Origin of the sequence: Catalinimonas locisalis (assembly GCF_038039535.1) — a bacterium.
GTDB lineage: Bacteria > Bacteroidota > Bacteroidia > Cytophagales > Cyclobacteriaceae > Catalinimonas.
The window spans coordinates 558,193-574,675 of sequence record NZ_JBBPHP010000002.1 but is presented as its reverse complement, the minus strand read 5'-3'; the positions used below and the strand labels follow the sequence as shown (position 1 = coordinate 574,675).

Annotated in this window: 15 protein-coding genes; 11 read left to right on the top strand and 4 right to left on the bottom strand. The window is 44.1% G+C overall.

Translation table 11 applies throughout. The annotated features are described in order from the left end of the window. Positions 1 to 210 (top strand): hypothetical protein (locus WJR50_RS05995; RefSeq protein ID WP_341292330.1); only part of this gene is annotated, 210 nt, incomplete at its 5' end. On the opposite strand, the gene WJR50_RS05990 is transcribed toward WJR50_RS05995, so the two are convergent. Continuing rightward, positions 200 to 925 (bottom strand): hypothetical protein, encoded by a 726-nt coding sequence (locus tag WJR50_RS05990; RefSeq protein ID WP_341292329.1) that lies wholly within the window; start codon positions 923 to 925, stop codon positions 200 to 202. The genes WJR50_RS05995 and WJR50_RS05990 overlap by 11 nt on opposite strands. 93 nt (positions 926 to 1,018) lie before the next feature. After that, positions 1,019 to 1,225 carry a hypothetical protein gene (locus WJR50_RS05985; RefSeq protein ID WP_341292328.1) on the bottom strand — a complete coding sequence of 69 codons (207 nt, stop codon included), beginning with the start codon at positions 1,223 to 1,225 and terminating at the stop codon, positions 1,019 to 1,021. A gap of 282 nt (positions 1,226 to 1,507) precedes the next feature. On the opposite strand from WJR50_RS05985, the gene WJR50_RS05980 reads away from it, so the two are divergent. Then, positions 1,508 to 2,245, top strand: coding sequence for a PQLLE family protein (locus tag WJR50_RS05980; protein ID WP_341292327.1), 738 nt, complete (start codon positions 1,508 to 1,510; stop codon positions 2,243 to 2,245). A 222-nt stretch (positions 2,246 to 2,467) separates the two neighbouring features. On the opposite strand, the gene WJR50_RS05975 is transcribed toward WJR50_RS05980, so the two are convergent. Beyond that, on the bottom strand, positions 2,468 to 3,658 hold the full coding sequence (locus WJR50_RS05975) for a GAF domain-containing sensor histidine kinase (protein WP_341292326.1): 1,191 nt from the start codon (positions 3,656 to 3,658) through the stop codon (positions 2,468 to 2,470). 232 nt (positions 3,659 to 3,890) lie between these two features. On the opposite strand from WJR50_RS05975, the gene WJR50_RS05970 reads away from it, so the two are divergent. Next, a complete protein-coding gene (locus WJR50_RS05970; RefSeq protein WP_341292325.1) occupies positions 3,891 to 5,324 on the top strand; it encodes an NADP-dependent isocitrate dehydrogenase in 1,434 nt (477 codons plus the stop codon). Between the two features lie 93 nt (positions 5,325 to 5,417). On the opposite strand, the gene ggt is transcribed toward WJR50_RS05970, so the two are convergent. Further along, positions 5,418 to 7,136 carry a gamma-glutamyltransferase gene (gene ggt / locus WJR50_RS05965; RefSeq protein WP_341292324.1) on the bottom strand — a complete coding sequence of 573 codons (1,719 nt, stop codon included), beginning with the start codon at positions 7,134 to 7,136 and terminating at the stop codon, positions 5,418 to 5,420. Between the two features lie 407 nt (positions 7,137 to 7,543). Between ggt and WJR50_RS05960 the strand changes: the two genes are divergently transcribed. The 8 genes from WJR50_RS05960 (at position 7,544) to WJR50_RS05925 (ending at position 16,482) form a co-directional block, all read left to right on the top strand. Next, positions 7,544 to 10,012, top strand: a complete 2,469-nt coding sequence (locus tag WJR50_RS05960) for a YfhO family protein (RefSeq protein ID WP_341292323.1) — start codon at positions 7,544 to 7,546, stop codon at positions 10,010 to 10,012. Between the two features lie 14 nt (positions 10,013 to 10,026). Beyond that, complete coding sequence (locus WJR50_RS05955; RefSeq protein ID WP_341292322.1) at positions 10,027 to 10,986, top strand: glycosyltransferase; 960 nt, start codon at positions 10,027 to 10,029, stop codon at positions 10,984 to 10,986. 45 nt (positions 10,987 to 11,031) lie between these two features. Then, a complete protein-coding gene (locus WJR50_RS05950; protein ID WP_341292321.1) occupies positions 11,032 to 11,961 on the top strand; it encodes a motility associated factor glycosyltransferase family protein in 930 nt (309 codons plus the stop codon). Further along, entirely contained in the window at positions 11,930 to 12,481 is a 552-nt protein-coding gene (locus WJR50_RS05945; protein WP_341292320.1) for an acyltransferase, read from the top strand. Before WJR50_RS05950 ends, WJR50_RS05945 begins: the two co-directional genes overlap by 32 nt. Positions 12,482 to 12,552: 71 nt before the next feature. Beyond that, positions 12,553 to 13,257, top strand: a complete 705-nt coding sequence (locus WJR50_RS05940) for a cytidylyltransferase domain-containing protein (RefSeq protein WP_341292319.1) — start codon at positions 12,553 to 12,555, stop codon at positions 13,255 to 13,257. Then, a complete protein-coding gene (locus tag WJR50_RS05935; RefSeq protein WP_341292318.1) occupies positions 13,254 to 14,264 on the top strand; it encodes an N-acetylneuraminate synthase family protein in 1,011 nt (336 codons plus the stop codon). The genes WJR50_RS05940 and WJR50_RS05935 overlap by 4 nt, the downstream gene beginning before the upstream one ends. Beyond that, positions 14,264 to 15,103, top strand: coding sequence for a class I SAM-dependent methyltransferase (locus WJR50_RS05930; protein ID WP_341292317.1), 840 nt, complete (start codon positions 14,264 to 14,266; stop codon positions 15,101 to 15,103). Before WJR50_RS05935 ends, WJR50_RS05930 begins: the two co-directional genes overlap by 1 nt. Continuing rightward, positions 15,100 to 16,482 carry a glycosyltransferase family 2 protein gene (locus tag WJR50_RS05925; RefSeq protein WP_341292316.1) on the top strand — a complete coding sequence of 461 codons (1,383 nt, stop codon included), beginning with the start codon at positions 15,100 to 15,102 and terminating at the stop codon, positions 16,480 to 16,482. The genes WJR50_RS05930 and WJR50_RS05925 overlap by 4 nt, the downstream gene beginning before the upstream one ends. Position 16,483: the final 1 nt, after the last annotated feature.

Sequence of the window (16,483 nt, the reverse complement as noted above, 5' to 3'; positions counted from 1 at the left end):
TATCAAGTTACCCACATTTCCACAACTCAACAACAACTGATTCTTCTAAGAATATTCATATGTAACAAACCTAAAGGCTCCACGCTTGGCGTTTCCGTTGCACTCAAACGCGAGCAAGATGGGGCTTTCCAGTCCGGGCGTCGCCACGCCATGTCTTTCCGTTGCATTCAAAAGCGGGAGGTTCAATTATTCAAACAAACTAATATATAAGTTGCTCACAATAGGTGATTAGCTTTTCAAGATCGGCTTTGTCTCTTAAATCTATTTGTTGTGTTTTGGCGTAGTCTTTCAATGCTTGCTTATGTTCGGGAAATACTTTGCGTAAGCTTTTCCAATTGATCGGATGAAAACGACCATTACTATCTCTGAGGAAATAGTTTGTCTCCTTTTTGAAAAGCAATTCTTCTCTACTGGGCCAGTCGTATATATTTTCAATCTTAGTGTTTAGATCATCACTTCTGTTATGTGAGATGAGCTCGTAGCTGTGTGAAGCATGATCATAACCATTGTGTACTGGATCTTCTATCACGACAAGGTTTACAGTTTTCATTGTAGCCAACTTCAATGCACCTTCCCCCTGCGTCATTTCAATATACGCTCCTGTGGGATGAAGAAAGAAAACCTGATCTCCGATGGAAATATATTTAGTAGCATATGTATGTTTTATATGTATGGTATCTCCACTTTTACCAAGACCTAACAATTTTTTATACAGGTAACTATAGTTAAGCTTTGCCTGAATACTGTTCCCGTTATGAAAGTGGATCTTTCCATCCTGAAACTTGTCATAACGATACTGATCTGTTAGAGGGATAATCTGAGTAGGTACTTCTCCCTGGTTCACTCTATAAGTCTGGATATCTTGCGCAAGGCAATGGCCGAGAAGTATAGTAGAAAGGAAAATGGATAGTAATATATTATTCATGATCATTTATTTTTAATTGTTCTCATCCTCCTACCAGCCTAACGAAGTTTTAGCTTTGCTTCCTACTTAGCTAGGGTGAAGCCTTATCCTGATCTATAAAACTTCAATTTCATTATAGCAGTAATATACCAAAGCAAAAAGGTATTTACACATATAACTAAAGTAATGAATTTTTGTGAGTTTTTCTTGAATTTCTTTATCCTGTGTTTTACTCAGCCACTCATCAGCTTCCTCACAGCTGTTGAGCCTCTTACTCCTTCCCCAAAGTCCTACCTCAACACTATCACTACTCTTTTTCATAAGAAAATGCCTTGCAACTGTGGGGTGGGTAGACTTTTTGGCAAGAAAATACGCCATGTCACCGCTTAGGTGATACTTTTTTGCTATAAAAAGTCTTGTCACCCCATGGTTGAGGCACTTTTTCTTCGCAAAAAATGCGGTGGACGTAAGGTCGCTTTACTTTTTTACTGACAAATGTGCGGTGGACGTGGAGTCATGACACTTTTTCAAAAATAAGCCAGTGACATTTCTGCCTTGATCACCTCAGATTGTACATTTTTGCATGCTTATGCTTTCAATTACATGCGTAATAATACCTCAACATCCCGTAATGTTATGATAGATTTTCATCCTAATTTGCTCTATACAATAACCCAAAATGTGATGAAAGAAAATAATAATGCCATCATCTCCGCCCTCTTCGCCCAGGCGCAAACCTATCTACAGAATACTAACGCCAAGCCGGAGATACTGAAGCGTATGGGCATGCACGGCTTCAGCCCGAAGCGTATGCAGGAAGGAGATACCTTGCTGAACAATGCCAGCTTCCTCCACACCCAGAAAACCCAGAAGTACGGAGAGAAAAGCTCGGTGGCGGCGCAGCTGAAAACCAATGAACAGCAGGCCCGGGAGACTTTCATGGACCATGTGGCTACGGTGAAGTTCGCTTTCCGCAAAGAGCCGCTTATCCTGGAGCAGTTCAACATCAAACGGGTGTCCAAGAAGATCAATGTGTGGCCCATGCAGGCCCGATACTTCTACGCCCAGGCCAATGAGCATGTAACTCAGCTCAGCCAGCATGGCCTTACTGCCGAAGAGCTGGCCCAGGGCCATGCGATGGTGGAAGCGGTGACGCATGCCCGTAACCAGCGCATCCTCACCAAAGGGGAGGCCGAGGAGGCTACCCGACTGAGAGATCAATCGGTAAAAGTGCTGAAAGTGTGGATGAGTGAGTTCCGTACCATTGCCAAGATCGCGCTTAAAGACAATCCTCAGCTTTTGGAATCCCTCGGCATCACCGTCAAGACACAGAAAGTGTGAGGAAGTAGGAAGTTAGAAGACTGGAGAGGGAAGTTGGAAGATGGAAGCTGGAAGTTAGAGGACTGGAGAGGGAAGTTGGAAGAAGGAAGTCAGAAGACCGAAGTCAGGAGTCGTGCACCAGCCCGAACTTCGGACTTCGGTTTCTCGTCTTCGGACTCCTGTCACCCTCTTCATTCAATCAGTTTGATGCTTATTTATTGCTGAAATTCTCCTGAAACAACATCACGCGTTTACCGGCATGTGGAAGCTAAAGCTGGTTTCCTCATCGGTTGAGCTGACCTTTAGTTCTCCCTGATGTGCCCGGGCAATTTCGGAAGCAATGTAGAGGCCCAATCCCAGCCCCTTCTTTCCCGGCTTTACTTCAGCACGAGAAAAAGGATGGAAAAGCTTTTTCATAGCCGCTTCCGGTATTTTATCTCCCTTATTGCTTACCCTAAGTACAAACTCATCATGTTCAGTAAAAGCATCCACTTTGACGGGGCTGTTTGCCGCGCCGTGGGTAATGGCATTACCCAGCAGATTGGAGAAAAGTTGAGCGATACGGGGCGCATCACATTGTACCGCCTGCTTTATTGCAATGTGGGTTTCAAAAACCTGCCTACCGGACATAGCTTGCATTTCCGAAATTACCTGCTTCAGGGCATCCTCTAAACTCTCTTGATGAAGTGCAGGATTCAAAGTGATCCCCCCTCCCATTCGTCCTCTCGCAAAATCCAGCATATTATCAATCAGGCCTTCCATCCTGAAGTTCGTGGCCTGAATAACTTCAATGATCCGTTTCAAGCCGGAATCATCGGTCATCTCCAGCAGTAGCTCAGTGCTTGCTTTGGTCGTAGCCACCGGATTGCGCAGGTCGTGGCCCAATATGGCAATAAACTGCTCACGGAGTTCGGCAATTTCACGCTCTTCTTTCAGCTGTAATTCTGTATTTTCAAGCTGATCAATCGTACTGAGGTGAAAAGCAATAAGTTCTGCATACAAATTAAACATACCTATTACTTCCGGGGTATTCACGATGGCCGGATTGGGGTCAATGGAGCAAAGTGTACCGAAGAAGCTACCATCTTTGCGAATGATAGGCACTGAGATATAACTCTGAAAGCCATACATGGCTGGTATAGGGTGACTATTGTATTGCTCATCTTTATCCACATGGTTGATGACCACGGGTTTGTTGCTTTTACGCACTACATTACAAAAGGTAGTCTCTATTTCCAGCTCCTCTCCCGGCTTCAGGCCAAAAGAAATCTTATCCAGTACACTACATGACACCCATCTGCTTTCGGTAACACGGGCAATCGCAGCAAACCTCATTCCGGTGGTACTGCATAAAACATTAAGTAAAGTGGGTACGATGGAAATGCTATTGATAGCTTCTATATCCGCTTGAAATTCTACTGGGGCTTTTTGCAAAGGAATCAAAGTTTGTATCGGCACATTATATAAGCAGTATATTTTAACAAATACGCTTCTAATAAATTCAGAATAAGATAATTATTCTTATTTATCCTCCCTCATATTCAGCAAACTTTTGTGCTTTTATCTCAAAACATAAATAATCCTTATAGCTTTCATTAAAAATATAAATAAAAATATATGAAAATCTGTGATTTACTTTGCAGCATCAACTAATAAAAGCTTGAGTATGCAAAAAATCACCGTAGCCAAAGGGGATGGCATTGGCCCCGAAATCATGAGTGCCACGATGGATATCTTAACAGCCGCTAAGGCGCAGATTGAATGGGATGAAATTGAAATAGGAGAGAAAGTTTACCTGTCGGGTAACACCAGCGGCATTGACAAAGCTGCCTGGGACAGCATCCGCAGGAACAAGGTATTCCTCAAGGCACCCATCACCACACCCCAGGGAGGCGGTTACAAGAGTCTGAATGTAACTATGAGAAAAGCATTGGGCTTATATGCCAATGTGAGACCCTGCAAAAGCTTTTACCCCTACATCAGCACCAAACATCCTGAGATGGACGTGGTGATCATTCGTGAAAATGAAGAAGATTTGTACGCTGGCATAGAACACCAGCAGACCGATGAGGTGGTGCAGTGCCTGAAGCTGATCACCCGGCCCGGTTGCGAGAAAATTGTGCGCTACGCTTTTGAGTATGCCCGCCTATATAAGCGAGAAAAGGTAAGCTGTTTCACCAAGGACAACATCATGAAGCATACCGATGGCCTTTTTCATAAAGTGTTCAAGGAAATAGCCCAGGAATACCCTGATATCAAGGCTGACAACTGGATCATTGACATCGGAGCTGCCCGACTGGCAGATACACCCGAAAGATTTGATGTAGTGGTGATGCCCAACCTTTACGGAGATGTGGTTTCTGACATTACAGCCCAGATCTCCGGCTCGGTAGGGCTGGCTGGCTCAGCAAATATAGGCGATAGCTGTGCGATGTTTGAAGCCATCCACGGTTCGGCACCCGATATCGCCGGAAAGAATATCGCTAACCCTTCGGGATTGCTACGGGGGGCAGTGATGATGCTCAACCACATCGGCCAGCAGGAAGTCGCCGAGCTGGTGAAGAATGCCTGGTCGTGTACAATAGAAGAAGGCATCCATACCCTGGATATTTACAAGAAAGACATTAGCAAAACTCTGGTGGGGACTCAGGAATTTGCCGAAGCAGTCATTGCTCGCCTGGGCAAAAAGCCAGAAAAACTACATTCGGTAGAGTATGCCCGGGGAGTGAATTTCAATCTCCCTCCTTACCAACGGAGAAAAGCGGCTAATAAGGTGCTGAAAGGCGTAGATGTGTTTGTGGACTGGAAGGGAGCTGATGCCAACGAACTGGCAGATAAGCTGGTGAAGCTCAACAGCGAGATAAAGCTCAAAATGATTACTAACCGCGGGGTGAAGGTATGGCCGGAAGGCTTTGAAGAAACATTCTGCACCGATCACTGGCGCTGCCGCTATGAAGTGGAGAACGGCACACCCGCTTCCAAGCAATCCATCGTAGAACTGCTGGGTAAAGCGCTGGGCGAAGATATAGATGTTATCAAAACCGAAAATCTCTACGATTTTGATGGTGAACGGGGTTACTCATTAGGCCAGGGGCAATAATGTGTCGGGCTTTGCCTTAAAAATTCTTTCAGTTGTTATCAAGCTGCATAGGTTGTCTTTCCGTAAAGGCAGCCTATGTTATTTTTTAGCCTATCAATAGCCTAATGCTTTAGCATCACCCGTACGGCTAAGATCAGCAGCTCCTTCCAGGCTTCCATCAGGCCGCACCAATATGGCTTCCGTTCTGCCCAACTGTTCAAAAAACCGTAAGTCGTGTCCTTTTGCTTGGAGTTGCTCTGCTACCAGACTGTCCACGGCACCTTCTTCTATCACGATGCGGTCGGGCAGCCATTGTGAATGTGTTTTTTTGGCGTTTACTGCTTCCTGCATTGTCATACCGTAGTCTATCACATTGACAATGTTCTGGTAAATCACGTTGATGATGGTAGAACCTCCGGGAGTGCCCAGCACCATGAACAGCTCACCGTTTTTCTCTACGATGGTAGGGCTCATGCTGGACAACATACGTTTGCCGGGGGCAATGGCGTTGGCTTCTCCCCCTATCAGGCCGAAGATATTGGGAAAACCAGGCTTCAGGCTGAAGTTATTCATCTCATTATTAAGAAAAAAGCCTGCCCCATCTACCATCACTTTGTTGCCAAAGTAAGCTACCAGCGTAGTAGTAATGGAAACGGCATTTCCCTCCTTGTCTACGATAGAGAAATGCGTAGTTTCCAGGCTTTCTATGCGGTCTACCTTACCCGCTTTGATCTCTTCGGAGGGAGTTGCCCTGTTCATGTCAATGCTGGCATTACGTTCGCGGATATAAGCTTCGTCCAGCAGCATATCCACAGGCACATCGTAGTAAGCAAGATCGCCCATATGCTCCGCCCGGTCGGCATAGGCTCTCCTTTGCAGTTCAGTCATGAGGTGGATGCTTTCTGAGGTATTATGTCCTAAGCTTTTAAGATCGTAATCATCAGAACCTTTGAGCAGTTGTACGATGATGAGACCACCGCTGCTGGAAGGCGGCATGGAAATGATGTTAAAACTATCTCTGTACACCCCTTGGATAGGCGCTCTCCATACCGACTGATAGCTTTTCAGGTCTTCCAGAGAGATGATTCCTCCCCCCTCCTGCATTTCTTCCACGATAAGACTGGCGGTTTCTCCTTCATAGAAGCCTTTCCTTCCCTCATCGCGGATTCTGCTCAGCGTAGCTGCCAGGTCTTTTTGTACCAGCCTTTCTCCCTGCTTCCACAAACTGTCTTTGATCAAAACCATATCGGCATCATTCCATTCTCTGAACTTATCCATAGCATCATTAAAGGTAGAAGCATCGTAGGCTGTCACAGCAAAGCCGCTATCGGCTACATCTATGGCAGGCTGTATCAGTTCGGCAAAAGGCATAGTCGCGAACTTCTGATGAATCTGCTCCATACCGTCTACGGTGCCGGGTGTACAGGCGGCAAGATGTCCGTAAAGGGCCTGCAGGTTCATCACCGAGTCATTTTCATCCATAAACATATCGCGCGACGCCTGAGCAGGCGCAGTTTCCCTGAAGTCCAACGCACCTTTTTCGCCTTCGGCAGTACGATAGACCATGTAACCTCCTCCGCCAATGTTTCCGGCCTTAGGCAGCACTACTGCCAGCGCATACTTGACAGCGATAGCCGCATCAAAGGCATTGCCGCCTTTTTTCAGCACCCCCAGGCCAATCTGTGTGGCAATGGGATGGGCAGTAACTACCATTCCGTTGGCTGCCACCTCACCTTCACTATCTTTGGGAGGCAGTTTTACTTCTTTGAGCTGTGCTTCATTATCAGCACCACTACTGGAACATGAAAAAAGAGTGAAGCTTATAATGATCATTAAACTAAGCTTAATTAAAGAAGTGCAACATTGATCAGAAAAAAGCATGGAGAGGAGTTAAATAACAAAGGTTGACAGAAGTATGAAATATTATTTCAATAATAAACAATATTCCCAATCATCATAAGCATTAAAGATAATAAATCAGTATTTTATTTTAAAAAGCTAGAAGTTTTGTTTACTAAAAGAGCCAGAAGTACTGTTTCTCCAATGATTCTACTGCCTAAGTTGAAGGAGCAATCAGTACTACCTTGCTGCAAAAAAATTTTCATTGCGGTAATTAATGCCTCAGGCTTTACAATAAGTATTATTAGCTTAGGTTAAACTTTTACTACATAATCATTTATCTTTTCTTGTAGCATGCTAACTTCGCTGCCAAGCTAAATTTGCAAATAATCACTTTTCACATGCCTAAGATTGATTTTAAGAAACAGGTACTGCCCCATTTGGTCGCTGTCATTGTTTTTCTGATCGTTACGATCCTGTTTTTCAGTCCGATGTTTTTTCAGAATGAGGTTATCCAGCAGAATGATGTGCTCCAAGGTGTATCATCAGGACAGGAAATTATAGAATATCGGGAGCGAACGGGAGAAGAAGCTTTGTGGACCAACTCTATGTTTAGCGGTATGCCTGCCTATTTGATCAACATCAAATACCAGGGTGAGCAAATCATCCATTTCTTTCAGGATGTATATTCATTTGGCCTTCCCCGGCAGGCAGAAGTGATCTTTAAATGCATACTCAGCTTTTATATCATGCTGCTAATTTTTGGGATACGGCCTTACTTAGCCATAGCCGGGGCCATCGCTTATGGATTGGGTACTTTTAATATTGTCAGTCTGGAGGCAGGCCATATCTGGAAGATAGAAGCCATCGCCTATATGCCGATGGTGCTGGCGGGTTTACACCTTACCTATCGGGGAAAATTGTTATGGGGCACAACCCTTACCACTTTAGCCCTTGCCCTGGAACTCAATAGTAATCACCTGCAAATAACCTACTATCTGCTGCTGACGGTTATTATCTATGGGATCGCTATGCTGGTAGATGCGATACGGAATAAAAATCTAGCGCCTTTCTTCACCCGTTCTTTGTTGCTGGTATTGGCGGCAGTGCTTGCAGTAGGTACTAATTTTGCGCGTATCTGGAATACCTATCAATATGGACAATACTCTACCAGAGGGCCTTCTGCGCTAACGAAAGCAGAAGGTGATAACAGTCAGGGTTTGGACAGGGATTATGTTTTTGCTTATAGTCTGAGCACTTCGGAAACTTTTACACTTTTTGTTCCTGATTTCTCTGGAGGGGCCAGCAACCGGAATATAGGAATGGACTCCAACCTTGCAGAATTATTAGAAAACGCCAATTACAATCGTCAACAGATTCAGAATTTCGTCTCCAACGCCCCAACGTATTGGGGGGGCAAGATCAGTACCGCCGGCCCGACCTATGCCGGAGCTATTATGGTCTTCCTGTTCTTCATAGGTTGCTTCTTTGCCCCACAGCCGCATCGTATCTGGTTGATTGTGGCAACGGTTTTTTCAATCATGCTTACCTGGGGCAAGTATTTTCCATCGTTTAACTATCTGTTGTACGACATTCTGCCAGGCTACAATAAATTCAGGACGGTGGAAATGGCGATGGTCATTGCGCTTCTCTGTATTCCTTTGCTGGGGCTTTTGGGCGTAGAACACTTGCTCAAAAGTGAGTGGAACAAAGTCACTAAAAAACGCTTTTTCCTGGCTGCCGGAATACCCCTGGGAATTGCTCTGCTGCTTACCATGTTTGCTGGAGTATTTAGCTTTGAAGGCCCTTCTGATAATCGCTTCCTCGCTCAGCAGGGAGGTGAAATGTTTTTGGAAGCCATACAGGATGATCGTGCCGACTTACTCAGAGGCGATGCTTTCCGCTCGCTAATCTTATCGCTGCTGGCCGGAGCTTTGATCTTTTTCTTCAAACAGGGTAAGTTTGGTTATATCTTGCTGGCAGCAAGCATCGTCGTTCTTTCTACTTTTGACCTCTGGACGGTAGGCAAGCGCTTCTTGACCGAAGAAGATTATGTGAGAGAACGCAACCAATTTGCTGCCATGACTGCCACAGAAGCCGATGAATATATCATGCAGCAAAATGAGCAAAAAGCCCGTGTATTGAACTTAGGCAATCCTTTTAACGATGCACTTACTTCTTACTTTCATTCCTCAATTGGTGGGTATCACGGTGCCAAGCTGGGCCGCTACCAGGATTTGATAGACTACCACTTAAGCGAAGAAATCTCTTCAGCCATACAAAGCCTACAGCAGGGCAATACTAATTTCACTAATATTCAGGTATTGAATATGCTTAACGCCCGCTATTTTAAAGCCGGAGATACACGTAATGCGGTGATCATCAATGATCAGGCACTGGGAAATGCCTGGCTGGTGGGCAACATTCAAAAAGTAAGTTCTGCTGACGAAGCCATAGAAACGCTCAACAATTTTGATCCTGGGCAAACTGCTATTTTAAATACCTCAGATTTTAATATAGTGCAAACTGATTTTAGTCAGCAGGGCAGCATACAGATGACTTCTTATGAACCCAATGAAATGAAATATCAGGCTGATGTTCCGGCGGAAAGCTTTGCAGTCTTTTCAGAAATCTATTATCCCGAAGGCTGGCAGGCTTATATTGATGATGAGCCCGTGGAGCACATGCGAGTAAACTACATATTGAGAGGCCTTACGATACCCGCCGGTCAGCATACAATCCGTTTTGAATTCAAGCCACAATCTTACTATGTAGGCAGCACAGTCTCATTGGTTTGCTCCATACTACTCAGCCTCATGCTGCTAGTAAGCCTGGGGATGAGTGCCAGAGATATGCGTAAGGAAAGTTAAGCAGCGTAAGCAATATGGAGGAGAATCAACCCATATTATCCGTTGTAATCTGCACCTATAACCGGGAGGAATTTATCGGTAAAACGCTGTTGCATCTGAGCCAGATGTTTTTACCCTTCGCTGACTTTGAAGCCATCGTGGTCAATAACAACAGTACGGATAGTACAGAAAAAATCTGTAAAGATTTCATTCAAAAGCACCCTGAGATGCAGATCAAATATTGTCTGGAAACCCAGCAGGGACATTCTTATGCCCGTAACCGGGGAATTAAGGAAGCTTCGGGTAAATACATTGCTTACATTGACGATGATGCCTTTGTACATCAGGATTTTGGCAGCAACATTATCCGCTTTTTTAATGAAAACCCCAAAGTCAATGCGATTGGAGGAAAGATTATCCCTGCTTACCAGAATGGCAAGCCCAGGTGGATGTCTCATTATCTGCTTCCTTTGGTATCTGCTCTGGATATGGGCAAGTCTCCTAAACCTTTTCAGGGAAGAAAATTTCCCGTGGGAGCCAATGTCACCTTTCGCAAATCCGTATTTGATCGCTATGGGATGTTCAATGTCAAATTAGGGCGTATCGGAACCGGATTGATGGGGGGAGATGAAAAAGAAATGATCTATCGTATGAAAAAGAATGGAGAGCAAATCTACTACGTTCCCGATGTGGTAGTGGATCATGTAATTCCTCCCAAACGTTTGCAGATGGATTACATACGAGGGTTAGCAGAAGGTGTAGGGCAGAGCGAAAAAAGAAGATTACATAACGAATCTCTGCTTCCCAAAATCAGCCGCACAATTGAAGAACTGATCAAGATCGGAGGCACATTTGTTTTAACATTTTTATATACGCTCAAAGGCCAGTGGGCCAAAGGCTGGATGCTAATCAAATTCAGATATTGGGTAATGATAGGATTTTTGAAGAAGGAGGAAATTTTTGGCTTGAAGCCGGAAGATGGAAGTCAGAAGTAATTTTTACTTCCATCTTCCTTCTTCTAGCTTCCGACTTAAGTTAACATGAAACCAAAGCATATAGAATTCTTAGATAATTTGCTGGCATCGGTGCTGACGACCCTCAAAGTCATACTGCTTAGTAAATTCTTTATCAAAAAACCACACAAACTCAGCAATCACCAGGATTGTGTTCTGCTGGGGAACGGTCCATCGCTCAAACCTTTCCTCCTGGATCACCTGGATTTTCTGAAAGATAAAGCGGTATTTTGTGTTAACAATTTTGTGAGAACCCAGGCGTATCCTTTGGTAAAACCACAATATTATGTAATCGTGGCCCCTGATTACTGGACAAAGGAGGAAAAGCCTGGTTGGAAAGAAGAACGTTTTAAAATATTCTACGAACTGGCAGAAAAAACAGACTGGGAGCTTCTGCTATTTGTACCTGCACTAGCCAGGAAACACCCGGAGTGGAAAAAAATTCTGCATCAGAATCCTAAAATCAAAATTGCCTATTTTAACAACACCCCGGTGGAAGGCTTAACTTTTTTATCACATTTTTACTTCAGAAGGTGGCTGGGCATGCCTCGTCCCCATAATGTACTGGTAGGCACAATCACTATCGCCCTTAATATGGGATTTAAGAACTGCTATATTACCGGAGCAGATCATTCATGGTTGAAAGAAATTATAGTTGCCGATGATAACCGTGTTTACCTTAGTCAGAAGCATTTTTATGATGACCACCTGAAATCAAAAACCTATACCGATGAAGCTCGTCCGATGTATGTGGGCGGTACAAGTCGTGAGCGTAGATTACATGAAATTCTGTACAAGTTTTATTATTCTTTTCGTTCCTACTGGGAATTACTGGATTATGCTAAAGAATTAGGGACGCAAATTTATAATTTAACGCCCGGCTCCTATATTGATGCTTTTGAACGCAAAACACTAGAAGCAAAACATGGCCAATCAGCAACTTCGCAAACATATTAAGCCTACACTTTCTGATAAGTATCGTATCTGGAAGGTCCGGAGACAATTGGGTAGCTGTGGGTCTGGCGTGTATTTTGAAAAGAATACCGCTTTTATGCGTTACCCTCGTCTAATTTCTATAGGCGATAATGTAATCGTAAAGGAAGGTGCCAAGCTATGTCCCTGCAATGAGCAGGCCTCGGTCAGCATTGGGCATAATACAACGATTGGCTATCATACCTTTATTTTTGCTTCAGCCTCCATTAGCATAGGCAATGACTGTCAGATTGCTCCTTTTGTTTATTTGGTTGACAGTGATCATGCTATCGCCAAAGATCAACTGATGAACCAGCAAGCTAACCTTACCGCTCCGATTACAGTGGGCAATGATGTCTGGATTGCGACGGGGGCAAAAATTCTTCGCGGAGTAACCATTCATGATGGTGCAGTAATCGCGGCGGGAGCCGTAGTACGAGAAGATGTGAAGCCTTACGAAATTGTGGGAGGCATACCAGCCAAACATCTTGGCTTCCGGGAGTAAATTTGTGCTTTACATCCTCAATTCATACTTTTTTCTAACTTTGATTTTTCATTTTTCAAGCGTAAGCGATCATGCGAATAGGATGTATCATATTAGCCCGCTACAATTCACGCCGTTTGCCCGGTAAAGCATTAAAGTCGGTAGGTGAAAAGCCTATCCTCTTACAGATTTATGAAGCTTTAGCTCAGCATTTTAAGCAGGAAAATATCGTGGTAGCTACCTCCTCCTCTTCTACCGATGATGCTATTGCTTCTTTCTGCGACCAGCATCAGATGCATTGTTTCCGAGGGAGTCTGGATAAAGTGGGCGAGCGTTTTTACGATTGTGCCAAACACTTTGGCTTTGACTACGCTTTTCGCATTAACGGAGACAATCTTTTTGTGGAAAGCAGATGCATCGTACAGATGAAGGCAGATGTACAGCAGGATTCATCTTACGATTTTATGAGTAATGTAAAAGACAGGACCTTTCCTTTTGGAATGAGTGTGGAGCTGCTGAAAACTGAGTTTTATGGCATATGCCTTCAGGATTTTCATCAGGATGAACGATATCAGGAGCATGTGACACTCTATTTATATGAGCACGAAAACATTGGAAAACGAAAATATTATTATAACACCGATACACCGGAAGCAAAAGGAGCACATCTGGCGATTGATACCCCCGAAGATTTTGAGATTGCTCAATTGATCTATGCGCAAATGCCAGAACCCGAGAATACACCTCCCTTAGCAGATTTGATCCGGTATTACAAGCAAGCAAAAAAAGAAGTATGAAACATCCCTGGAAAGGTAAATACGGACCGCTTTTAATCGCTGAGATTGGCGGTAACCACGAAGGCAATTTTGATTACGCACTCAAACTTACTGACTTAGCCATTGCATCAGGAGCAGACTACATCAAATACCAGATGTATAGTGGCGATTCACTGGTAAGTCGGCTGGAAGGTGCGCAGCGCAATGCACACTTCAAAAAGTTTGAGCTCTCTCAGGAGCAGTTCATCACACTGGCAAACAAATGTAAAGCCGCCCATGTAGGCTTTATGGCTTCGGTATGGAATCCTGATTATCTGCGTTGGATAGATGAGCACATGAGTATCTATAAGATCGGTTCCGGTGATCTCACCGCCTATTCAGTGATCCGTGAGATTGCCAAAACCGGTAAACCTATGATTCTTTCTACCGGACTGGCTACTTTACAGGAAGTTTTGGAAACAGTAGCTTTCATCCAATCTTTAGACGACAGATATAAAGAAGCAGATTATCTTTCCATCCTTCAGTGTACTTCCATGTACCCGATACCTTTTGAAGATGCCAACCTTTCGGTGATGAGCTTGCTTAGACAGGCTACGCAGCTGCCCGTAGGTTATTCTGACCACACGGAAGGTAGTCGGGCATTAGAAATCGCGGTCGCTATGGGTGCGGAAATTCTGGAGTTTCATTTTACAGACGAAAGGGAAGGCAAAACATTTCGCGATCATAAGGTTTCCTTAACCAAGGACGAAGTGCTGGCATTAGGACAGAAAATTCAAGAGATTCATCGCCTGAAAGGACACTACCTTAAACGTCCGCTGGAAGTAGAAGGCGACCATCGTATCAGTTTCCGCCGTGCGGTGTATCCCGCACACGATTTGAAAGCTGGTAGCGTGGTCAAAGCAGAAGATCTGGTAAGCTTACGCCCGAATCACGGAATAGATGCCCGTGACTTTGATAAACTGATTGGCAAAAAGCTCAAAACAGATGTTCAGGCGCATCAAAAATTAGACTGGAACCTATTTGAATAATGAATCATATATCAAAGCAATATCGCTGCTACCTCTGTGGTGCTACTGATCATAAAGAAATCGTCAGGCTGAGGCATAAACCTGAAGGTGAAACTGATTATGGCATACCTGCTGATCAATATGACAGAGTAATTACCCAATGTCTCAATTGTCTGGTGTATACCAATCAGCACGAGCTTTTGAGCAGTGCAATGTATGAAGGAGCTTACAATGCCAGCATCAGTCTGGGCAGTATTCGCGAGAGATACGATAAAGTCATGAACCTTCCGCCAGAAAAATCTGATAACCGCCAGCGTGTACAGCGAATTGCAGATTTTTTACAGGCAAAGGATATCGCTTTGGACGATTGTGATGTGTTGGATGTAGGGAGCGGCACCTGCGTGTTTTTAGGTGCAATGAAAGCCCTAGGGCCACGTTGTGCCTGCATTGATCCGGACCCTCAGGCAGTAAAACACGCTCAGGAATATGTCGGGCTACCCATTGCGCATGCCGGAACCTTAGACGATTTTCCTTACGAGAAAAAATTTGATCTCATTACCTTCAATAAGGTACTGGAACATGTAAAAGACCCGGTAAATATGCTGGAAAAAGCTGAGCGGCTTCTCAAAGAAGGTGGTTTTGTTTATGTAGAACTGCCGGAAGGAGCCCGTGCTGAGCAGCAGGCTATTGTAGCGCAGCGACAGGAATTTTTTGTTGAACATTATACTATCTTTAATGAATTCTCATTCCGGAAACTGGCAGAAAGAGCCGGATTTGAGACGCAAGAGATTGAAATCATCACTGAACCCAGTGGAAAACTGACGATCTATGGCTTTCTATCAAAAAGCACTAAGAAATGAAGAACGATATATTAGTTAGCGTATACATTACCAATTATAATTATGGTAAGTATATCTCTCAGGCCGTAGAAAGTGTACTTCATCAAACACTGGATGATTTTGAGATCATTATCATAGACGATGGCTCAACGGATAACTCTCGCGAGATTATTGAAGATTACGCTCAGCACCCAAAGATTAAAGTAATCTTTCAGAAGAATAAGGGACTTAATGTGACCAACAACATCGCCCTGAGGGTAGCCAAGGGCAAATACATCATGCGTCTGGATGCTGATGACTTTCTTGATCAGAATGCCCTACTGGTGATGTCCAATGCGTTGGAAAAAGATGATGAACTAGGACTGGTTTTTCCGGATTATTATATCACTGATGAAGGCGGACATCCTGAATCTATCCATAAGCGGCACGATTTTGACAAAGAGGTATCTCTGCTGGATCAGGCGGCGCACGGAGCCTGTACGATGATAAGAGCCAGCTTCCTGAGAGAGTTAGGCGGATATAATGAAGACTACAGCTGTCAGGATGGGTACGAACTTTGGGTAAAATTTACCGCCCAGCATAAAGTATCCAACATTAATACTCCTCTCTTTTATTATCGTCAGCATGGTTCCAATCTGACCAAAAGTGAGCACCGTATCCTCTCCACCAGGGCTAATATCAACCGGGATTATGTGAAATTTGAAAAGGAAAAGCTTAATACGCTGGCGATCATCCCGGTAAGAGATGCCAATTCTGTCAACAATACCCTGGCTTTTACTTTGATGGATGACAAAAACTTCCTTCAGCATAAAATTGAACAGGCATTGCAGGCTGAAAACATAAGACATGTGGTGGTAAGCTCACCTGATGAAAAAGTGAAAGCGTTTGTTGAAAAAAACTATCAGGAAGAAGTGAGTTTTGTAAGCCGACCAAGCGAGCAGGCAAGACTCAATGTAGGTCTGGTGGGTACAGTAAATCATATTCTGACACAGGACTTCATACACTCATTATCTCCTTCAGCCATTGCATTGTTGTCAATAGAATTTCCCTTTGTCAATGCCGGCACCCTGGACGATGCAATCAATACTATGTTTCTTTTCAATTCCGACTCACTCATCAGTGTGCGTCCTGATACACATTTGTTTTTTCAGCATCATGGACATGGCATGCAGCCTATTTTGAACCAGGATAAGTTTACCAAACTGGAAAGAGAGGCATTGTTTAAGTATACCGGAGGTGTTTCGGTGACAAAAACTGCTATTTTCAAAGCGGAACAACAGTTTATCACCGGCAAAGTAGGGCATGTGGTGATTGATCAGCAGGCGAGTCTGGGTATTTTCAGTGATTATGACCTGAAACTCGCGCGTTTGCTGGCTAAACACCCGGTAGCACAGGCATAAT

Bases quoted from the DNA above. Each gene is read 5' to 3' on its own strand.
- WJR50_RS05990 (WP_341292329.1), bottom strand. From the start codon at position 925: ATGAATAATATATTACTATCCATTTTCCTTTCTACTATACTTCTCGGC.
- WJR50_RS05985 (WP_341292328.1), bottom strand. From the start codon at position 1,225: ATGAAAAAGAGTAGTGATAGTGTTGAGGTAGGACTTTGGGGAAGGAGT.
- WJR50_RS05980 (WP_341292327.1), top strand. From the start codon at position 1,508: ATGCGTAATAATACCTCAACATCCCGTAATGTTATGATAGATTTTCAT.
- WJR50_RS05970 (WP_341292325.1), top strand. From the start codon at position 3,891: ATGCAAAAAATCACCGTAGCCAAAGGGGATGGCATTGGCCCCGAAATC.
- ggt (WP_341292324.1), bottom strand. From the start codon at position 7,136: ATGATCATTATAAGCTTCACTCTTTTTTCATGTTCCAGTAGTGGTGCT.
- WJR50_RS05960 (WP_341292323.1), top strand. From the start codon at position 7,544: ATGCCTAAGATTGATTTTAAGAAACAGGTACTGCCCCATTTGGTCGCT.
- WJR50_RS05955 (WP_341292322.1), top strand. From the start codon at position 10,027: ATGGAGGAGAATCAACCCATATTATCCGTTGTAATCTGCACCTATAAC.
- WJR50_RS05950 (WP_341292321.1), top strand. From the start codon at position 11,032: ATGAAACCAAAGCATATAGAATTCTTAGATAATTTGCTGGCATCGGTG.
- WJR50_RS05945 (WP_341292320.1), top strand. From the start codon at position 11,930: ATGGCCAATCAGCAACTTCGCAAACATATTAAGCCTACACTTTCTGAT.
- WJR50_RS05940 (WP_341292319.1), top strand. From the start codon at position 12,553: ATGCGAATAGGATGTATCATATTAGCCCGCTACAATTCACGCCGTTTG.
- WJR50_RS05935 (WP_341292318.1), top strand. From the start codon at position 13,254: ATGAAACATCCCTGGAAAGGTAAATACGGACCGCTTTTAATCGCTGAG.
- WJR50_RS05930 (WP_341292317.1), top strand. From the start codon at position 14,264: ATGAATCATATATCAAAGCAATATCGCTGCTACCTCTGTGGTGCTACT.
- WJR50_RS05925 (WP_341292316.1), top strand. From the start codon at position 15,100: ATGAAGAACGATATATTAGTTAGCGTATACATTACCAATTATAATTAT.